The sequence below is a fragment of the Herbaspirillum sp. AP02 genome, assembly GCF_015767275.1.
GTDB lineage: Bacteria > Pseudomonadota > Gammaproteobacteria > Burkholderiales > Burkholderiaceae_D > Herbaspirillum.
The window spans coordinates 218,057-236,835 of record NZ_JADWMY010000003.1 but is presented as its reverse complement, the minus strand read 5'-3'; the positions used below and the strand labels follow the sequence as shown (position 1 = coordinate 236,835).

General features: G+C 63.8%; 17 protein-coding genes. 7 read left to right on the top strand and 10 right to left on the bottom strand.

Translation table 11 applies throughout. The features are described 5' to 3' along the window. Window positions 1-365 precede the first annotated feature (365 nt). The gene (locus tag I5R65_RS09565; RefSeq protein WP_180670624.1) at window positions 366-1,013 is read right to left on the bottom strand and encodes an RlmE family RNA methyltransferase; all 648 of its coding nucleotides are present in this window, start codon (window positions 1,011-1,013) and stop codon (window positions 366-368) included. Between the two features lie 76 nt (window positions 1,014-1,089). Here I5R65_RS09565 and yhbY point away from each other — a divergent pair, with 76 nt between their 5' ends. Next, a complete protein-coding gene (gene yhbY / locus I5R65_RS09560) occupies window positions 1,090-1,548 on the top strand; it encodes a ribosome assembly RNA-binding protein YhbY (protein ID WP_180670622.1) in 459 nt (152 codons plus the stop codon). Window positions 1,549-1,728: 180 nt separating this feature from the next. On the opposite strand, the gene greA is transcribed toward yhbY, so the two are convergent. The 4 genes from greA to I5R65_RS09540 form a co-directional block, all read right to left on the bottom strand. Beyond that, window positions 1,729-2,205 carry a transcription elongation factor GreA gene (gene greA / locus I5R65_RS09555; RefSeq protein ID WP_102661271.1) on the bottom strand — a complete coding sequence of 159 codons (477 nt, stop codon included), beginning with the start codon at window positions 2,203-2,205 and terminating at the stop codon, window positions 1,729-1,731. Between the two features lie 401 nt (window positions 2,206-2,606). Further along, complete coding sequence (gene carB / locus I5R65_RS09550) at window positions 2,607-5,840, bottom strand: carbamoyl-phosphate synthase large subunit (RefSeq protein WP_180670620.1); 3,234 nt, start codon at window positions 5,838-5,840, stop codon at window positions 2,607-2,609. Further along, complete coding sequence (gene carA / locus I5R65_RS09545; protein WP_180670618.1) at window positions 5,833-6,996, bottom strand: glutamine-hydrolyzing carbamoyl-phosphate synthase small subunit; 1,164 nt, start codon at window positions 6,994-6,996, stop codon at window positions 5,833-5,835. The genes carB and carA overlap by 8 nt, the downstream gene beginning before the upstream one ends. Before the next feature lie 300 nt (window positions 6,997-7,296). After that, window positions 7,297-7,704, bottom strand: a complete 408-nt coding sequence (locus I5R65_RS09540; protein ID WP_034338629.1) for a heme-binding protein — start codon at window positions 7,702-7,704, stop codon at window positions 7,297-7,299. A 369-nt stretch (window positions 7,705-8,073) separates the two neighbouring features. Between I5R65_RS09540 and I5R65_RS09535 the strand changes: the two genes are divergently transcribed. Continuing rightward, window positions 8,074-8,676: a C40 family peptidase gene (locus tag I5R65_RS09535; RefSeq protein WP_180670616.1), complete on the top strand. Its 603-nt coding sequence runs from the start codon at window positions 8,074-8,076 to the stop codon at window positions 8,674-8,676. Window positions 8,677-8,788: 112 nt separating this feature from the next. On the opposite strand, the gene I5R65_RS09530 is transcribed toward I5R65_RS09535, so the two are convergent. Further along, window positions 8,789-9,760, bottom strand: a complete 972-nt coding sequence (locus tag I5R65_RS09530) for a patatin-like phospholipase family protein (protein WP_180670614.1) — start codon at window positions 9,758-9,760, stop codon at window positions 8,789-8,791. Between the two features lie 132 nt (window positions 9,761-9,892). Between I5R65_RS09530 and I5R65_RS09525 the strand changes: the two genes are divergently transcribed. Both I5R65_RS09525 and I5R65_RS09520 read left to right on the top strand, forming a co-directional pair. Continuing rightward, the gene (locus tag I5R65_RS09525) at window positions 9,893-10,804 is read left to right on the top strand and encodes a hypothetical protein (protein WP_180670612.1); all 912 of its coding nucleotides are present in this window, start codon (window positions 9,893-9,895) and stop codon (window positions 10,802-10,804) included. 13 nt (window positions 10,805-10,817) lie between these two features. After that, the gene (locus I5R65_RS09520; protein ID WP_180670610.1) at window positions 10,818-11,408 is read left to right on the top strand and encodes a YigZ family protein; all 591 of its coding nucleotides are present in this window, start codon (window positions 10,818-10,820) and stop codon (window positions 11,406-11,408) included. 20 nt (window positions 11,409-11,428) lie between these two features. Here I5R65_RS09520 and I5R65_RS09515 read toward each other — a convergent pair whose 3' ends face one another. After that, window positions 11,429-12,733 carry an MFS transporter gene (locus tag I5R65_RS09515; RefSeq protein WP_196872172.1) on the bottom strand — a complete coding sequence of 435 codons (1,305 nt, stop codon included), beginning with the start codon at window positions 12,731-12,733 and terminating at the stop codon, window positions 11,429-11,431. A 95-nt stretch (window positions 12,734-12,828) separates the two neighbouring features. Continuing rightward, complete coding sequence (locus I5R65_RS09510; RefSeq protein ID WP_180670608.1) at window positions 12,829-14,205, bottom strand: NAD(P)H-dependent oxidoreductase; 1,377 nt, start codon at window positions 14,203-14,205, stop codon at window positions 12,829-12,831. Window positions 14,206-14,393: 188 nt separating this feature from the next. Between I5R65_RS09510 and I5R65_RS09505 the strand changes: the two genes are divergently transcribed. After that, on the top strand, window positions 14,394-15,293 hold the full coding sequence (locus tag I5R65_RS09505; protein ID WP_180670606.1) for a LysR family transcriptional regulator: 900 nt from the start codon (window positions 14,394-14,396) through the stop codon (window positions 15,291-15,293). Window positions 15,294-15,307: 14 nt separating this feature from the next. Here I5R65_RS09505 and I5R65_RS09500 read toward each other — a convergent pair whose 3' ends face one another. Both I5R65_RS09500 and I5R65_RS09495 read right to left on the bottom strand, forming a co-directional pair. Further along, entirely contained in the window at window positions 15,308-15,487 is a 180-nt protein-coding gene (locus I5R65_RS09500) for a hypothetical protein (protein WP_180670604.1), read from the bottom strand. Between the two features lie 9 nt (window positions 15,488-15,496). Next, window positions 15,497-16,948 carry an MFS transporter gene (locus I5R65_RS09495; RefSeq protein ID WP_180670602.1) on the bottom strand — a complete coding sequence of 484 codons (1,452 nt, stop codon included), beginning with the start codon at window positions 16,946-16,948 and terminating at the stop codon, window positions 15,497-15,499. 161 nt (window positions 16,949-17,109) lie between these two features. On the opposite strand from I5R65_RS09495, the gene I5R65_RS09490 reads away from it, so the two are divergent. Both I5R65_RS09490 and I5R65_RS09485 read left to right on the top strand, forming a co-directional pair. Beyond that, complete coding sequence (locus I5R65_RS09490; RefSeq protein ID WP_180670601.1) at window positions 17,110-17,766, top strand: metalloregulator ArsR/SmtB family transcription factor; 657 nt, start codon at window positions 17,110-17,112, stop codon at window positions 17,764-17,766. A gap of 136 nt (window positions 17,767-17,902) precedes the next feature. Further along, entirely contained in the window at window positions 17,903-18,760 is an 858-nt protein-coding gene (locus I5R65_RS09485) for a hypothetical protein (RefSeq protein WP_180670599.1), read from the top strand. Window positions 18,761-18,779 lie beyond the last annotated feature (19 nt).

Here is an 18,779-nt window from a genome sequence, read left to right as displayed (position 1 = left end):
TGGGCGCCACGTTGCCTTTGTATTGTCCGATTTTACCCGGATTCAACCACCCTTACATAGAAAACCGCCGTCCGCACCGCCCCGCCGTGCCGTCGCGCAACGCACAATTGCCATGCAGACGCGCCACCACAGTCGCTTCGTTACCATCCAGCCAACACTCTTTCCACCATTCTGAACCGGGAAAGTCTGCAGGCTGCTCGCCCCGAATTGGACAAGCGGACGATTTCCAATTGTCGATATAGGGTTGAAAGCGGGCAAAACAAGGCAGAAAACTTCAGTATTTGGGCTGAAATCCTGTCGATTGTGCGCTCAATACCTGAATGGCCGAACACGGCTGCATCAAGTCCGAGCGATGTTCAAGCCATTTAAGCGCGCGGATTCTTCAATGTCTTGCCCAGCAGGAAGATTTCCGACGACTTGTCACGACTGGCCTTGGGCTTCTTGGACATCACCGTCTTGAACTCGGCCCGGAACTTGTGTATCAGTTCGTTATAGCCGGTCCCGTTGAAACACTTGACCAGCAAGGAGCCGCCCGGTTTCATGTGGAGCTGCGCGAATTCGATGGCCAGGTCGATCAGGTACTCCACCCGCGCGGCGTCGGCAATGGCCACGCCCGACAGGTTGGGCGCCATGTCCGAGAGCACCAGATCGACCTTGCGGCCAGCCAGCAACTCTTCCAGTTGCCGCACCGGTTCATCCTCGCGAAAGTCGCCCTGGATGTAGTGGACATCGGCAATCGGGTCCATCGGCAGGATGTCCAGCCCGATGATGGTGCCATGGATGCCCCCGCCCTCGGCGCCGGCCAGCTTGTTACGCACGTACTGGCACCAGCTGCCGGGAGTGCAACCGAGGTCGACGATGACCTGGCCCGGTTTGATCAGGCGCTCTTCTTCGTCGATTTCCTTGAGCTTGTAGGCGGCACGCGCACGATAACCCTCCTTTTGTGCAAGCTTCACATAAGGATCGTTGATATGGTCGTGCAACCAGTTTTTGTTCAGTTTGTTCTTTGCCATTCGCGTAGAATACTGGTTTTATCTCATTGAGGGACAACTTGGCGCCGCCGAGACATCGTCCCGAACCTGCACTCCCATGTTGACATTGACTCCCGCCGAGCGCAGCGAACTGCGCGCCCAGGCCCATGCCTTGAACCCTGTCGTGATGGTGGGCGAAAGTGGCCTGTCCGAATCCGTGATGAAGGAAATCGACAAGAGCCTCGACGCCCACGGTCTGATCAAGGTCCGCGTCTTAGGCGATGACCGCGAAGCGCGCATCGCGATCTACGACACCATCTGCGCCGAACTCAAGGCCGCACCGGTGCAACACATCGGCAAGCTGCTGGTCCTGTACCGCCCGCAGAAGGACGATGTCAAGAAAGCCGCTGCCGGCGCCAAGGGCGGGCTGCGCGAAGTGACCATCGTCAAGACCCACGCCACCAAGCGACCATCTGTCAGCAAGGTCATGCTCAAGGGCAATGAACGCATCACCCCGGGCGGCCTGGTCAAGAAAGCCAAGCCACGCCAGCGCAGCACCAAGAAATCGCTGGGCTGATCCTGCCCCGGCGGCCCTCTTCGAGGGTCTGAAAAACAGAATGCCCGCTGATGCGGGCATTTTCATTTCCGGCTCGTCGGATTTGCAGGCAGCTCATGCAGGCAGCTCGTTCAGGCAAATCAAGCCGATCGCCGCGACACCCGCCCCGCTTCTTCACGGGGCCGGTGCTATCACGCCACGTCAGACGTAGCGCACTTCCAGGATTTCATATTCCTTCAGGCCCGACGGCGCTTCCACGGCCACCACGTCACCGGCGCTCTTGCCGATCAGGGCACGGGCGATGGGCGAGGTCACGGAAACCTTGGACTCCTTGATATCGGCCTCGTCCAGACCCACGATCTGGTAGGTTACCTTCTCGCCACTGTCCAGGTTTTCCAGATCCACGGTAGAGGCGAAGACCACGCGGCCTTCCGCGTTCAGCTCCGCTGGATCGACGATCTGGGCCGCGCCCAGCTTGCCTTCCAGGTCGGCGATGCGGCCTTCGATGAAGGACTGGCGCTCCTTGGCCGATTCATACTCGGCGTTTTCGGACAAGTCGCCCTGCGCACGCGCTTCGGCGATCGCGTTGATGACTTCGGGGCGGTCTTTGGTTTTCAAACGGTGCAATTCTTCCTTCAGAAGTTCGGCGCCACGCTTGGTAAGGGGAACTGTGCTCATAAGTCTCTTGCTCAAGGTTAGGGTTGCACGGAGACACTTCCAGGATCCGTCGGCCAGTGGACACACAAAAGGACAGCATTGCCGCCGCAGGGGCGGACAAGCGTCGTCTTTACGGGAACTGTCTGGCTGATGAACGGACCGCTGCAGGAATCCGCGAGCTCTTCAACAACACGCGCCCCTGACTCAGAGCCGCTAAGGACATGACACCAGGCACCGCATCCGATGGCGACATCGGCTGGCTGGCATCATGTCCTTAGCGTCCCCGGACGGCACTGCCCTGCAACATGGAACATGTTGTGGCCGCAGGGCGTCGTCCAAAAGTCAGAGAGGGCATCGATTACTCAGATGCCCTCTTAGCTTGTCGGTGTCAACTACAGCCGACAAAGTAACGTGTTGTGGGTTTAGTGTATAGCTTTATGCAGGCCTTGTAAATCGTAGACGTCCAGCGATTCCAGATGGCGCATGCCTTCCACTGCCGCTTCTGCACCGGCGATGGTGGTGAAGGTGGTCACGCGGGCCGCCAGGGCCGAGGTACGGATCGCTCCGGAGTCGGCGATGGCGTTGCGCTTTTCTTCAACGGTGTTCACCACCAGGGCGATCTCGTTGTTCTTGACCATGTCCACGATGTGCGGACGACCTTCGACCACCTTGTTGACGGTGGTCACCGGGATACCCGCAGCGCTGATGGCAGCCGCCGTCCCCTTGGTGGCGACGATGGAGAAGCCCAGTGCGACCAGGTCGCGCGCCACTTGCACGGCACGCGGCTTGTCGCTGTTCTTCACCGACAGGAAGACCTTGCCCGAGGTCGGCAGCTTCACGCCGGCCCCCATCTGCGACTTCACGAAGGCTTCGCCAAAGGTCTTGCCCACGCCCATGACTTCGCCGGTGGACTTCATCTCGGGGCCGAGGATGGTGTCCACGCCGGGGAACTTCACGAACGGGAAGACGGCTTCCTTCACGCTGTAGTACGGCGGCACCACTTCGTTCTTGATGCCCTGGCTGTCCAGCGACTGGCCGACCATGCAACGCGCGGCGATCTTGGCCAGCTGCAGGCCGGTGGCCTTGGAGACGAAGGGCACGGTACGCGAAGCACGCGGGTTCACTTCCAGGACGAAGACGGTATCGACGGTCTTGCCATTGACTTCGCTTTGCTGGATCGCAAACTGCACGTTCATCAGGCCGACCACGTTCAGGCCCTTGGCCATCAGTGCGGTCTGGCGCTTCAGTTCTTCGATGGTGTCCTTGGACAGCGAGTACGGCGGCAGCGAGCAGGCCGAGTCGCCCGAGTGCACGCCGGCTTGCTCGATGTGTTCCATCACGCCGCCGATGAAGGTGCGCTCGCCGTCGGAGAGACAGTCCACGTCGACTTCGATGGCATCGTTCAGGAAGCGGTCCAGCAGCACCGGGGAGTCGTGCGAGACCTTGACGGCTTCGCGCATGTAGCGCTCCAGGTCGCGCTGCTCGTGGACGATTTCCATGGCGCGGCCACCCAGCACATAGGACGGACGGACCACCAGCGGATAGCCGATTTCCTGCGCCAGTCGCAGCGCGTCGGCTTCGGTACGGGCAGTGCGGTTGGGCGGCTGACGCAGGCCCAGGTCCTGCAGCAGCTTCTGGAAACGCTCGCGGTCTTCGGCGGCGTCGATCATGTCCGGCGAGGTGCCAACGATGGGCACGCCATTGGCTTCCAGGTCCAGCGCCAGCTTCAGCGGAGTCTGGCCGCCGTACTGGACGATCACGCCGACCGGCTTTTCCTTGTCGACGATTTCCAGCACGTCTTCCAGCGTCACCGGCTCGAAGTACAGGCGATCGGAGGTATCGTAGTCGGTCGAGACGGTTTCCGGGTTGCAGTTGACCATGATGGTTTCGTAGCCATCGTCACGCATTGCCAGCGCCGCGTGTACGCAGCAGTAGTCGAACTCGATGCCCTGGCCGATACGGTTGGGGCCACCGCCCAGCACCATGATCTTCTTCTTGTCGGTCGGGTTGGATTCGCACTCTTCGTCGTAGGTCGAATACATGTAGGCGGTATCGGTCGAGAACTCGCCCGCGCAGGTATCGACGCGCTTGAAGACCGGACGCACACCCAGCTTCTTGCGCAGTTCGCGCACGGCGGTGTCGGTGGTCTTCAGCAGCTTGGCCAGGCGGCGATCCGAGAAGCCCTTCTGCTTCAGCTGGAACAGGGTGGCCTTGTCCAGCGCTTCCAGGGAGGCGTCCTTTTCCAGCCACAGTTCGATGTCGACGATCTCCTTGATCTGCGACAGGAACCACGGATCGATGTGGGTCAGGCCATGTACTTCTTCCAGCGAGAAACCTTGCGCGAAGGCGTCGCCCACGTACCAGATACGGTCCGGGCCGGGTTCGCCCAGCTCTTCCTCGATGGTCTCGCGGTCGGTGGTCTTCTCGTTCATGCCGTCCACGCCGACTTCCAGGCCGCGCAGGGCCTTCTGGAAGGATTCCTGGAAGGTACGGCCGATGGCCATCACTTCGCCCACCGACTTCATCTGGGTGGTCAGGTGCTTGTCGGCCTGCGGGAATTTCTCGAAGGTGAAGCGCGGGATCTTGGTCACGACATAGTCGATGGACGGCTCGAAGGACGCCGGGGTGGCACCGCCGGTGATCTCGTTGCGCAGCTCGTCGAGGGTAAAGCCCACGGCCAGCTTGGCGGCGATCTTGGCGATCGGGAAGCCGGTGGCCTTGGAAGCCAGCGCCGAGGAACGCGACACGCGCGGGTTCATCTCGATGACGATCATGCGGCCATCGGCCGGGTTGACCGAGAACTGCACGTTGGAGCCGCCGGTGTCCACGCCGATTTCACGCAGCACCGCCAGCGAGGCGTTACGCATGATCTGGTATTCCTTGTCGGTCAGCGTCTGCGCCGGTGCCACGGTGATGGAGTCACCGGTGTGCACGCCCATCGGGTCCAGGTTTTCGATGGAGCAGACGATGATGCAGTTGTCCGCCTTGTCGCGGACCACTTCCATCTCGTATTCCTTCCAGCCGATCAGCGACTCTTCGATCAGCAGTTCGGAGGTCGGCGAAGCTTCCAGGCCGCGCTTGCAGATGGTTTCGAATTCTTCGGCGTTGTAGGCGATGCCACCACCGGTGCCGCCCATGGTGAAGGACGGACGGATGATGACCGGGAAGCCCAGGGTCTTCTGCACTGCCCACGATTCGTCCATCGTGTGGGCCACGCCCGAACGGGCCGAACCCAGGCCGATCTTGGTCATCGCTTCCTTGAACTTGGAGCGGTCCTCGGCCTTGTCGATAGCTTCCGGGGTGGCGCCGATCAGCTCGACCTTGTACTTGTCCAGCACGCCATGGCGATGCAGGTCCAGCGCGCAGTTCAGCGCGGTCTGGCCGCCCATGGTCGGCAGGATGGCGTCCGGCTTTTCCTTGGCGATGATGCGCTCCACGGCTTGCCAGGTGATCGGCTCGATGTAGGTGGCGTCCGCCATTTCCGGGTCGGTCATGATGGTGGCCGGATTGCTGTTGACCAGGATGACCTTGAAACCTTCTTCGCGCAGGGCCTTGCAGGCCTGGGCGCCGGAATAGTCGAATTCGCAGGCCTGGCCGATGATGATCGGGCCAGCGCCAATGATCAGGATGCTTTTGATGTCAGTACGCTTAGGCATTTTGTTTCTTCTCCATCATCGCTACGAACTTGTCGAACAGGGGAGCGATGTCATGCGGTCCAGGGGATGCTTCGGGGTGGCCCTGGAAGCAGAAAGCAGGCTTGTCGGTGCGCTCGAAACCTTGCAGCGAACCGTCGAACAGCGAGATGTGGGTGACGCGGCAGTTGGCCGGCAGGGTCGCCTGGTCCACGGCGAAACCGTGGTTCTGCGAGGTGATCATCACCTGCTTGGAATCCAGGTCCTGCACCGGGTGGTTGGCGCCGTGGTGGCCGAACTTCATCTTCAGGGTCTTGGCGCCCGAGGCCAGCGCCATGATCTGGTGACCCAGGCAGATGCCGAAGGTGGGGATGCCGCGCTCGATCAGCTCCTTGGAGGCAGCGATGGCGTAATCACAGGGTTCCGGATCGCCAGGACCGTTGGAGAGGAAGATGCCGTCCGGGTTCAGGGCCAGCGCCTCGGCGGCGGTGGCTTGCGCGGGCAGCACGGTGACCTTGCAGCCGCGCTCGGCCAGCATGCGCAGGATGTTGTACTTGACGCCGTAGTCGAAGGCGACCACGTGGAATTTCGGGGTGATCTGCTGGCCATAGCCGCGACCCAGACGCCATTCGGTCTCGGTCCAGTTGTAGGCCTTCTGGGTGGAGACGATCTTGGCCAGGTCCATGCCGGCCAGGCCCGGGAAGGCACGCGCCAGTTCCAGCGCCTTGGCGGTGGCGGCCTCGATGTCCGCTTCACCGGCCACGATGGCGCCGTTCTGGGCACCCTTCTCGCGCAGGATGCGGGTCAGCTTGCGGGTATCGATGCCGGCGATGGAAACGATGTTGCTTTCCTTCAGGTAATCCGACAGGGATTGCTGGCTGCGGAAGTTCGACAGCAGGCGCGGCAGGTCCTTGATGATCAGGCCGGCGGCGTGGATCTGCGAGGCTTCCACATCTTCACGGTTTACGCCCGTGTTGCCGATATGCGGATAGGTAAGGGTGACGATCTGGCGGCTGTAGCTGGGGTCGGTCAGGATTTCCTGGTAGCCGGTCATCGCGGTATTGAACACGACCTCACCGGTGGTGTTGCCTGCGGCGCCGATGGAAAAACCTTGGAAGACAGACCCGTCTGCGAGCGCGAGGATGGCCGGAATCGCGGGACCGGAAAGAAGAGGCAGCAAGGGTAACTCCTGAGATTGTTACCGCCGCGGCTGGATGACCGGAAGACCTTTGCGCGCCAAAACCGGCCGGCGCGAACACCCCGACTCATTCGGTACGGGAGCGTGGCTGGGCCTGTCAGGAACGAGGAAGAGGAATGGCTATGCGCTACGGCGGATAAAATTGGCTAAACCGCTCGATTATAGCGCAAGAGGCTCCCTCCGGCAAATCACGGATTGCCGAACTTGCTTGGGGAAGCACCGAAATGGGGTGCCGGAGGGAGGGAACGCCGGCGGCAAAAGCTGCCGGCGCACACGGCCTAGTTACAGGCCCAGGGCAGCGATGCCGGCTTTGGCAATCTGCACGTCTTCCGAGGATTTCACGCCGGAAACGCCCACGGCGCCCACATAGTGACCCTCGACCACGACCGGTACGCCGCCTTCGAGCAGGCCATCCAGACCAGGGGCGCTCAGGAAGGAGACGCGACCGTTATTGATCATGTCTTCATAGATCTTGCTTTCGCGGCGACCCAGGGCGGCGGTGCGTGCCTTGGCCGGGGCGATCTGCGAGGAGATCGGGGCGGCGCCGTCCATGCGCTGCAGCCACAGCAGGTGGCCGCCATCGTCGACCACGGAGATGGCCACGTTCCAGTTGTTGGCGCGGGCTTCGGCTTCAGCACCGGCGGCGATCTTCTTCACGTCGTCCAGCGACAGAAACGGTTTGGTTTGCATGTTTGCTCCGATAGGCATAAAAAATCGAACGCTGATTGTAAGGCCATAAAGTCGTTTTGACATCCCATGCCGGCAAACTCATCCATGCGGCCTGCATGAATCATTTTCAGCACTTCCCCACCCCTTTCATCCGTTCAATCCATTCCCGCAACACGGGAATCGACAACCACCATCCCGGCTCATCCGTAAATCATTTACAGAAAAATTTTCCCAACGCCGTGTAGGAAAAACACTTACTGGGAGAAGCCAGTAAATACCCTCTTTTTGCCCCGTAAATCGTTCCAGTTTGCCAAGCTGGCACGAATCCAGCTTTTGACAAGCCGTAAGATTTACCTTACAGTCCCGCAATCCTATTTTGAGAGGATCCCGATGACCCTACGCCGATCTGACAGAATCCGACGACAAACCGCTCGTGCGTGCGCGCTCGTAGCCGGCCTTTGGATCAGTGCATCGGCTTATTCCGCTGACCTTTCTCTGGCAGCGCAGGATCTTCCCCCTCCCCAAGCAGCGACCCCGCAAGCCCAGCTGTTGATCAGCAAGACCAATCTTGCGATCGCCCGCCTGCAAGACATCACCAACCGTGCTTCCGAACTGGCCACCCAGGCGCTCGCCATGCTGGGCATCAATTACCGCTACGGCGGCAATTCGCCCGATACCGGTCTGGACTGCAGCGGCCTGGTGCGCTACGTCTTCAAGGAAGCCTGGGGCACCGACCTGCCGCGCACCTCGCTGGAAATCAGCCGCGTGGGCGAAAAGATCGGCCGCGACAATCTGCAACCCGGTGACCTGGTGTTCTACAACACCCTGCGCCGCGGCTTCTCGCACGTGGGCATCTACCTGGGCGACGGCAAGTTCATCCACTCCCCCTCGGCCGGCGGCCAGGTGCGCATCGAGAGCATGGACGAGTCCTACTGGAAGAAGCGCTTCAATGGTGCAAGACGCATCATGGCGGGCGAAGAAGAGCAGAAATAAGCACCACGCCGGTGCAGGCGCAAATGCTATCAACGATACCAACAAAAAGGCCACTGGAAAATCCAGTGGCCTTTTTTGTTTCCACCGGGGAAATCCGGGAAAACCCGGGAAATCAGTTCCCCGTCGCCATCAGCTTCAGCTTGCGCCTGATCTCCGGCATGGCCGCCGTAGCCGCCTGCTCGCCGGCCAGGATGGCCACGTTGCGGCTGGCGAAGTCGCTGCCCTTCATCGCTCCCAGGCCTGGCTGCAGCACAATGTCGGCATTCTTCAGCTCGTACTGGTTGATGGTCTGTCCCATGATGGCAAAGGTCTGCAGCAGCACGTCGATGGAACTGCTGGAGGCTGCCTGCGCCTCCGGATTGGCCGAGATATTGACGGCGATCACGAAGTCCGCCCCCATCTGCCGCGCATAGCGCACCGGCACCGGCGACACCAGCCCGCCATCGACATAGGTGTGGTCGCCGATCTTCACCGACTGGAACACCCCCGGCACCGCCGAGGACGCCCGTACCGCGATACCCGCATTGCCGCGCTGGAACAGGATGGGCTGGCCGCTGCGCAGGTCGGTGGCGACCGCGCCGAAGGGAATCTTGAATTTTTCGATGGGAACGTTGTGGACCGCCTTGTTCACATAGTTCTGCACGCCCTCCCCCTTGATCACTCCGCTGACCTTGGAAAACAGCGGCACCGACCAGTCCGAGATGGAGGCTTCATCCATGGACATCGCCAGCTTCTGCAAGGCAAAGCCATCGTTGCCGGCCGCGTAGAGCGCACCCACCAGGCTGCCCGCGCTGGTGCCGGCCACCACGTCCACCGTGATGCCCTGCGCCTCCAGCGCCTTGATCACGCCGATGTGCGCGAACCCGCGCGCAGCGCCGCCACCCAGGGCCAGGCCGATCCTGATCTTGCGTGGCGCCACGGGCACCGGAGTGACGGTCGTGACAGTCGGCGTTGCGGGGATGCCGGCACTGGACTCGACCGGAACTGGCGAGGTGTTGCCCGGCACCCAGGACGTGGTACCGCAGGCCGACAACAGGAAAGTGGAAGCGACGGCAACAGCCGTCAGGCGGAAGGAGAAGCGCATGAGACCAGGATGCAATATCGAAGCCCGACATTGTACTGCAAGCGCCCGCCCCGACCGCAGGCAGCGGGCCGCCAAGGGCGGTGGTGTAGAATGCGGCCCCGGCTCACGATCTGTTAGGCAAGGCTTCGCCCCATGAATATCGTCATCAACGAAGAACTCCAGAAGTACATCGATCCCCTCACCCCCAACGAATACGCGGCCCTGGAACGCAGCCTGCTGGCCGAAGGCTGCCGCGATGCGCTGGTGCTGTGGGGCGAGGTGCTCATCGATGGTCACAACCGTTACGAAATCTGCCGCAAGTACGACCTGCCCTTCAAGACGGTCAACAACGACAGCTTCAAGTCGCTGGAAGACGTGCTGCTGTGGATGATCGATAACCAGCTCGGCCGCCGCAGCGTCTCGGACTTCCAGCGCGGCATGCTGGCCCTGCGCAAGCGCGACATCATCGCGGCCCGCGTCAAGGCCGAAGCCGTGCCGGCCAAATCTCCCGCTCATGCCGCCGGCGACGTCCCCGACAGCGATGCGACCGCCCCTGACGAAACCCAGGGCGGTGATGCGCCCTGGCATGCCGACGACGACACCGGCCGCATCAAGACCCGCGAAGACATTGCCCGCACCGCCGGTATCAGCAGCGCCACCATCGGCCAGATCGACCGTATCCGCAAGACCGCCGCTCCTGAACTGGTAGAGGCCGTGCGTACCGGCACCATCTCCATCAATGCCGCTGCCGCCGTAGCGACCCTGCCCAGCGAGGCGCAGGTCAGCGCCGTGGCCGGTGGCAAGAAGGAATTGCGCGAAGCCGCCAAGAAAGTACGCGAACAGAAGGCCGCCACCCGTACCCCGCGCGCGCCCGCCAGCGACGACAGTGCCGCCGGCACCAGCAACACCATCCCCCTGGTGGAAGGCCAGGAAAACGAACTCACCGCCACCCTGCGCCGCGAGATCGCCGCGCTGCAAGGCCGCGTGACGCGACTGTCCGAAGAGAACCAGGGCTTGCGCGCCGAACTGGCCCTGCTCAAGGGCAGCGCCGCAGACCCGGCCTGAATCGCCCCACACCATGGCCACCTACACCCTCGCCCAGCGCGCCGAGATCGAGCTTGAGATCCGCAAGAGCCGCTTCATCGGCATCGTCATGCCGGTGAGCGGACGCGAGGCCGCCATGCAGGAAATCGGCAAGATGCGCGAGGCCCATCGCAGTGCCACCCACGTCTGCTGGGCGCTGATGGCCGGTGGCCAGTCGGGCATGTCCGATGATGGCGAACCCTCCGGCACCGCCGGCCGCCCCATGCTGGAAGTGCTGCGCCATCACGAACTCGATGGCGTGCTGGCCATGGTGGTGCGCTACTACGGCGGCGTCAAGCTGGGTGCCGGCGGCCTGGTGCGGGCCTATACCGATGCCATCGCCACCGCGCTGAAGAGCACGGAACGGACCGAACGCATTACCCAGGCCGAGATCGAGATCGGCGTGGTCTATTCGGCCGAACCGCCATTGCGCCACTGGCTGGCGCAACAGAAATACGAATTGCTGGGCAGTCGACACGACATCCTGGCCCACCTCCACCTGCGCCTGCCCGAAGCCGCACTGGCCCAAGCCGAGGAAGCCATCCGCCGGATCTCTCCGAACGCCGAGATCAAGCGCATTGCCTGATCCCGGCGCCATGCGCCATCTCACTGGTCGGCATCACGCGCGGCAATCATGCGCACCAGGAAAGCCCCCAGCACCATGAAGGCCGCCACCGCATACAGGCCGATCTTGACGTTGCCGGTCGCATCGTTCAACCAGCCCACCATGTAGGGCGAGACAAACCCGGCCAGGTTGCCCACGCAATTGATCGCCGCAATCCCGGCGGCCGCCGACGTTCCCGCCAGGAAGGCCGAGGGAATCCCCCAGAACAGCGACAGCGCCGCCAGCGTTCCGGCCGTGCCCACCGACAGACCCAGCACCGCCAGCGTCGGATCACGACCGATGTAGCCGCTGAAGGCCAGGCCGATGGCGCCGACCACCAGCATCACCGAGAAGTGCATGCGGCGCGTGCGGTGACGGTCGGCCGACATGCCCGTCAGCAGGATGGCCGGGATCGCCACCAGGTAGGGAATCGCCGAGAGCCAGCCGATCATGGTGTTGTCGGCCACGCCGCTGTTCTTGATGATGGAAGGCAGCCAGAAGCTCACGCCATACAAGCCGATGATCTGGCAGAAATACACCAGGCACAGCTTCCACAGCCGGCGATCCTTGAGGAAGGACGCCGAATTCGCATGCTCCGTCTTGGCACCGTCTTCCTGGCGGATCTCCTCCACCACCTGGCGCTTTTCATCGGCCGAGAGCCACCGCGCCTGCTCGGGCTTGTCGACCATCATGAACAGCACCGCGATACCTGCCACCATCGAAGGAATCGCCTCGATCAGGAACAGCCACTGCCAGCCGCGCATGACTTGCGACTGGCCAAAGGCATCCAGGATATAACCCGACAGCGGCCCGCCCACCACACCTGCCAGCGGGATGGCGATGTAGTAGAAGCCCAGCGCGAAACCACGCTTCCTGGCCGGGAACCAGTAGGTCAGGTAGAGCATGATGCCCGGCGAGAACCCGGCCTCGGCCACGCCCAGCAGGAAGCGGGCGATATAGAACTGGGTCGGCGTCTGCACCAGCAGCGTGGCCGCCGAGATCAGCGCCCAGGTGATCATGATGCGGGCAATCCACACGCGCGCGCCGACCTTGTGCATGATCAGGTTGCTGGGCACTTCGAAAAGGAAGTAGCCGATGAAGAAGATGCCCGCGCCCAGGCCGTAGACGGCGTCGCTCAGGTGCAGGTCGTTCATCATCTGCAGCTTGGCGAAACCGACGTTGACGCGGTCCAGGTAGGCGCACAGGTAGCACAGCACGATGAACGGCATGATGCGCCAGGTGATCTTGCGATATATATCGAAAGCACCCGCATGCGCAGTGGGATGCGCCATGGTGTGTTGAGTCATGTCTCCTCCGATGCCCTTTTTTGATGGGCTTGTTCGAGGTTGGGGAAGGCAGGGGCGACGTCAGCGCCGCCCCCCGTGGACGAGAAAGCCGGCGCTCAGGCCGCCTGCTTGTGCTCGGTCGTGATGCCGAGTTCGCGTGCGAAGAGGGCTTCCATCTCGCGACGCACCTGGACGGCCTGCTTGCTGGCATCGAACTGCACGTCGCTCCAGCGCACCGCCTGGCCGGCCGGGATATCGTTTTTGAGCACCATGTTGTGCGCCAGCCCGATGGGCAAGGCGCCCAGGCGCAGCGAGTCGGTCGCCGGCATGAGCTTGCCGTAGACGGTGAAGCCGCCCTCGCCGTCCAGCGTCTCGCCCGCCTTCAGGTCACGCTTGGCGGTGGCGGCGACGTCACCGCTCCAGCTGGTGGTGGCACCGGTGGCTTCATTGCGCACGGCGATGGACGCCACCGAAATGCCCAACTCCAGACCGATCAGGTGGTAAGGCTTGTAGGTGGCGGCAAAGCGGCCGCTGGCATCGGTCTTGAGGCCATACTGGGCGAAGCAGTCACGCACGTAATCGCTGGGCGCCTCGAAGACCGCATACACGCCCCAGCGCAGATCGCGGAACACCGGCCGACCATCGCGCTCCAGCGACGACAGCACCTCGACCGTCCCGCGTTGCTGCAGGATGCCGCCGTCGGCTTGCGCGCGCAGCAGGGTCGGCATGTCATCCACGCCGCAGGCCGGGAACATCAGGCCATCCGTGGGCGGCACCAGGTCGCAACCATTGGAGACGGCCGCCATTTCCAGCGCCGACTTGGTGCCGTCGAGGAAGGAGTTGAACATCTGCGCATTGAAGTCGCCACCGGCCACCTGCGCCTCCGAGAAACCGTAATGGCCCCAGACCGTATCCGGCGTGGACTGGTGATAGATCGGCAGGTACTTGGTACCCTTGCCGGCGCAGATCACTTCCATGCCGATGGTCCGGGCCCAGTCCACCAGCTCGGCGATCAGGGCCGGCTGGTCGCCCGAGGCCATCGAATAGAGGATGCCCGCCTCGGCCGCGCGGCGCGCCAGGTAGGGACCGGCCAGGACGTCGGCCTCGACGTTGACCATGATGATGTGCTTCCTGTGCTCGCAGCACAGCAGCGCGTGACGGATACCGGCGGCCGGGCTGCCGGTGGCATCGATGACGATATCGACGGCATCGCTGGCGATCATGGCCGCCGCATCATCGGTGATGAAGGTGCCGCCGCTACGCACGGCCTCCTGCAGCGAGCGCGCCTGGTAGCGCGCTTCTTCCCAGCCCACCCGGGCCAGCGAGGCCTGGGCCCGCGTGGGCGAGAGGTCGGCCACCGCGACCAGGTGGATGCCCGGCGTGCGCGGTGCCTGCGAAAGATACATCGAACCGAACTTGCCGGCGCCAATGACGCCGACGCGAACCGGGTTGCCCTCGGCCGCGCGGGCCTTCAATTGCCTGATGAGCGACATGTGTGTTGTCTCCGTTGCCTTGTTGATGGGTGCAGGTACGGCATGGGGATGCGCCTTGATTCACGCGCCCATGCCCTACCCTGGCAGGCAAGATAGCACTGTCATTTTCGCAATCCAATGTGCAAAATCGAAATCATCCTGTGCAAGAATTCGAAGTATCTGATCTCCCTGCCCGAAAGGAAGCCTCCTTGAGCGACTTCAACTGGAACGACCTGCAAGCCTTCCTCACCATGGCCCGGACCGGGCGCTTGATGGTGGCGGCGCAGCGCCTGGGCGTGGACCACTCCACCCTGAGCCGCCGTATCGCCGCGCTGGAAGCGGCACTGGGCGTGCCGCTATTCGAACGGCGCGCGGTGGGTTTCGTGCTCACGCCCGAGGGCGAACGCCTCATCGGTGACGCCGAAGCCATCGAGACCCTGGCCCTGCGCATGCGCGCCAGCCTCGACGATGGTGCCGCCAGCCTGACCGGCACAGTGCGGCTGGGCACGCCGGAGGGTTTCGGCACCTACTTCCTGGCGCCGCGCATCGAGCGCCTGTGCAACGCCCAGCCAGGGCTGGAGATCGAACTGGTGGCCAATCCGCGCTCCTTCAGCCTGACCAAGCGCGAGGCCGATCTGGCAGTGAGCATGGCGCGTCCAGCCCAGGGCCGGGTCTATGCCAACAAACTGGTCGACTACGCACTGGGCCTGTACGCCGCGCCCGCCTACCTGGCCGGCCAGCGCCGCCTGCGCAAACCCGCCGACCTGGCCGGGCTGCGCTGGATAGGCTATGTGGAAGACCTGAAGTGGACCCCGGAGCTGGATTACCTGCCGCAGATCTCGCGCGACATCCGGGCGCAACTGCGGGTCTCCAACGTGATCACGCAGATGACCGCGCTGGCCGGCGGTGCCGGCATCGGCGTGCTGCCGCACTTCATGGCACGCCACGAGCCCGGGTTGGTGCGGGTGCTGCCGGAGCAGATCCACCTGACCCGCGCCTACTGGCTGGTGACCCACGCCGATACCCGCGACCTGGCGCGGGTGGAACGCGTGACCCGCTTCATCCTCGATGAACTGGAGGCAGCCGGACCGGCATTCTGGATGGCCTGAGACGGCCGGCGGCTTCAGGCCGATGCACTGCGCACGAACAAGGATGCATGGGCAGCCTCGAAGGCTTCTATCCTGCGCATCATCTGATCCATGCGCTCACGCAGGGCCGCCTCCGGCCGGCGTGACCACAACAGGTCGAACTCGGCCACCAGCAGGTGGTATTCGATCTCGCTCAATTCCGGCGGCAAGTCCATGCGCCCTCCTCATCCCTGCCGCACCAGGCGTCGCGTCAACACGATGGCCGCCAGCGGCGCCAGCGCGAACACGCCCAGCAGCACCGCCGCCGCCTGGGCCGCCCCCGCCACGCCACCAGGTTCCCCCAGCCCGGCCTGGTTGGTCACCAGACCGGCCAATGCCGCGCCGATGGCCAGGGCATACAGCTGCACGGTGGTGATGGCAGCCGAGGTCAGGTTCTCTTCCCCTGCCCGCGCCGCCTGCATGGCCCGGCCGATCAGGTGCGGCCAGCCCAGGCCGATGCCCAGCCCGGCCGCGCCCAGCGCCAGCACGATCAGGGCATCCGACAGCCAGCCCGGGGTCAGCAACTGCGCCGGCAACAACAACGCCAGCGCGAGCAGGCCCAGCGCCATCAGCCAGGGGCCGGCACAGATCATGCGACGTGCCGCCGCGCCGCTGTGCCCGGAACCGCTGAGCGAGCCCACGCTCCAGCCGGCCGCCATGGCCGCCGTGGCATAACCCGCCGCCAGCGGCGCATAACCATGCAGCATCTGCAAGAAGTAAGGGACGAATATCTCCACGCAACTGGCCATCACCAGCAAGGACACGCAGGCAAACACGCCCCCCATGACCGTGCGCAGGCTGTAGCCATCGCGCGGCAGCAGGCTCACGCGATGATGTCGGTCGATACGCGCCACCAGCACGCCCAGCGCCGCACCGCCGATCACGCAGGCCGTCGCCATCCAGGCCTGACCGGTTTGCGCCGCCAACGCCACCAGCAGTACCGAGGCGGCCAGCAACAGGATGCGTCCCAGCGGCATGGCCTGCTGCTCGCCCGCGACCGTGCGCACCGCCTCCGCCCCCAGTTGCCGCGTCACCAGCACGGCCTGCAACAGCAGCAGCGGCAGCAAGGCGAAGAAGGCCAGGCGCCACTGGCCACCGGCGGCGAACATGCCGCCCACGGCCGGTCCCAGCAGGGTCGATATGCCCCACATGCCCGACACCAGCGCGATGGCGCGCGACCACAGGCGCTGCTCGAACACCAGCGGGATCAGCGCATAGCCCAGCGCCGCCAGCAAGCCGCCGCCGATGCCCTGCACGGCCCGCCCGGCCAGCATCCAGGCCATGTCGCCGGCACTGGCGCACAGCATCGCCCCGGCACCGAACACGGCCAGCGCCAGCAGATAGGCGCGACGCGCCCCCAGGCGGCCCAGCAGCTTGCCCGTCAGGGTGGAGCCGATGATGGAGCTCACCACGAACAGGGTCACGTTCCAGGCGTAATAATCGATACCGCCAATATCACGCACCACCGACGGCAGGATGGTGGTGACGATATGCACGTTGATGGCATGCATGGCCACGCCACCGGTCAGGGCCACCGCGCGCCAGCCATGGCGGCGGCCCAGCAGCTCGCTCCAGGAGGCGCTGGCGGGGGCCGCGGCCGGATGGACGTCGGTGGAGGAAGAGGGAGAAGTCGTCATGGCGTATCCTTGGCCACAGGGGGCGGGAGTGGAATTCGGGCACAGGTCCGTATCGACATTTGGTCGGACCCGGCATAATATGCAAGCAAATACTTGGCTAATTCATCGCCATGGTAGAACCAGACGAACAATTAAACAAGTAAACACTTGGAAAATATCCGATGAGCGAATCGATACAGGACGGCCCCAGCACCCCCGAGCGCATCCTGCTGCGCCTGAAGACACGCGGCCCGGCCGCCACCGCCGAACTGGCCCGGGAGCTGGGCATGAGCGCGGAGGCCGCGCGCCAGCAGCTGCAGAAGCTGGCCGCCGACGGCCTCATTGCCGGGCGCCAGGCCGACACCGCCGCGCGCGCCGGCCGGCCGCGCCAGGACTGGGAGCTGAGCGCCACCGGCCATGCGCGCTTCCCCGATACGCATGCGCAACTGACGGTGCAACTGCTGGGATCGATCCGCCAGCTGTTTGGCGAACCCGGACTGGACAAGCTGATCAATCAACGCGAAGACGACATGCGAGCGCAATATCTGCGCCTCTGCGCCGACCTGCCCACCCTCCCGAAGAAGCTGGAAAAACTGGCCGACATCCGCAGTGCCGAAGGCTACATGGCCAGGGTAGAGAAGGAAGGCAAGGACTGGCTGCTGATCGAAGACCACTGCCCTATCTGCGCCGCCGCAATGACCTGCCAGGGCTTCTGCCGTTCGGAGCTCCAGCTCTTTGGCGAAGTGCTCGGCAGCGAGGCCGGGATCACCCGCGAGGAGCACCTGCCGGCCGGAGCAAGACGCTGCGTCTACCGCATCCGTCGCATCGCCGCCGGCTGAGTCCGGCGGAAGTCCCTCGGCGCCAACAAACTGCGCTGAACGCCCCCGATCTGTGCGAACATCCCCAGCGCTGCGCCGCATCGGGGGATGCCGGCCGGCGACCTGCCACCGCCACGCTTATTCAAAAGGGGAAGCCATGCCACCAGATAAAACTGATTTCGACCCGGTCCTGTTCATCACCGACGGTCCCTCGCAAGCCCTGCTCGACCCGAGCCAGTACCCCTACATGTGCAACCAGAACGGCCATGGCCTGCAAAGCCAGACCGTGGTCGGCGAACTCATCACCCTGGCCCAGGAAGCACCGGAACTCGAACGCGGCGCCACCTACCGCGATATCGCCCACTGGCCGCGCAAGATCACGCCCAAGGACTGGCCGGCCTACGAGATCACCGAATTCGACTTCCGCGTTCCCGAGGTCCGCTACGAACCCCTGCCCGCCACCCCGGAAAATGCCCAGGCCTTCGGCGCCACGCTGCTGCGCAGCGGCCAGTGCCTGAGCTTCCCCTATCAGGGACTGGTGATGGCCCAGTACACCTACGGCAAATGGGCCGGCTATGAATCACCCTATCTCGGCGACGGCCGCAGCCGCGAACTGTTGACCTGGAATGCCACCGACCTGGAGTACCACGACTTCGCCCACATCTTTTTCTCGCAGGGCCCCGAACCACTGGTGATCACGGTCGCGCGCTGGCGCCCCTACGTCAATGAAATCAGCCTGGCCGACCTGTGGGTGGAACCGGGCGACGCCCTGGTGATCCCGCCCAAGCGCATGGCGCCGCCACCCACCCCGGGCATGAGCGAGGCCCAGAAACGCCTGCTGGTGGTGGACATGCACAACAACCGCAACTCGGCCCAGGCCTGCCGCCGCTACGACGGCCCGCCCGGCCTGGCCACGGTGACCGTGCTGGCGGATGAACAGGTGATGTCGGCGCCGCTGACCCGGCCTTATTACCATGAGGAAAAGCAGCCCACCTGGCATGGCATGTTGCGTTGAACCACGATCTTGGCCAGCG

Coding starts and splice junctions, on each gene's coding strand:
- I5R65_RS09500 (WP_180670604.1), bottom strand. CDS start 15,487: ATGGACTTGCCGCCGGAATTGAGCGAGATCGAATACCACCTGCTGGTG.
- I5R65_RS09485 (WP_180670599.1), top strand. CDS start 17,903: ATGCCACCAGATAAAACTGATTTCGACCCGGTCCTGTTCATCACCGAC.
- I5R65_RS09530 (WP_180670614.1), bottom strand. CDS start 9,760: ATGCGCTTCTCCTTCCGCCTGACGGCTGTTGCCGTCGCTTCCACTTTC.
- I5R65_RS09565 (WP_180670624.1), bottom strand. CDS start 1,013: ATGGCAAAGAACAAACTGAACAAAAACTGGTTGCACGACCATATCAAC.
- carB (WP_180670620.1), bottom strand. CDS start 5,840: ATGCCTAAGCGTACTGACATCAAAAGCATCCTGATCATTGGCGCTGGC.
- I5R65_RS09540 (WP_034338629.1), bottom strand. CDS start 7,704: ATGCAAACCAAACCGTTTCTGTCGCTGGACGACGTGAAGAAGATCGCC.
- I5R65_RS09515 (WP_196872172.1), bottom strand. CDS start 12,733: ATGACTCAACACACCATGGCGCATCCCACTGCGCATGCGGGTGCTTTC.
- yhbY (WP_180670622.1), top strand. CDS start 1,090: ATGTTGACATTGACTCCCGCCGAGCGCAGCGAACTGCGCGCCCAGGCC.
- I5R65_RS09490 (WP_180670601.1), top strand. CDS start 17,110: ATGAGCGAATCGATACAGGACGGCCCCAGCACCCCCGAGCGCATCCTG.
- I5R65_RS09510 (WP_180670608.1), bottom strand. CDS start 14,205: ATGTCGCTCATCAGGCAATTGAAGGCCCGCGCGGCCGAGGGCAACCCG.
- I5R65_RS09520 (WP_180670610.1), top strand. CDS start 10,818: ATGGCCACCTACACCCTCGCCCAGCGCGCCGAGATCGAGCTTGAGATC.
- greA (WP_102661271.1), bottom strand. CDS start 2,205: ATGAGCACAGTTCCCCTTACCAAGCGTGGCGCCGAACTTCTGAAGGAA.
- I5R65_RS09495 (WP_180670602.1), bottom strand. CDS start 16,948: ATGACGACTTCTCCCTCTTCCTCCACCGACGTCCATCCGGCCGCGGCC.
- I5R65_RS09525 (WP_180670612.1), top strand. CDS start 9,893: ATGAATATCGTCATCAACGAAGAACTCCAGAAGTACATCGATCCCCTC.
- I5R65_RS09535 (WP_180670616.1), top strand. CDS start 8,074: ATGACCCTACGCCGATCTGACAGAATCCGACGACAAACCGCTCGTGCG.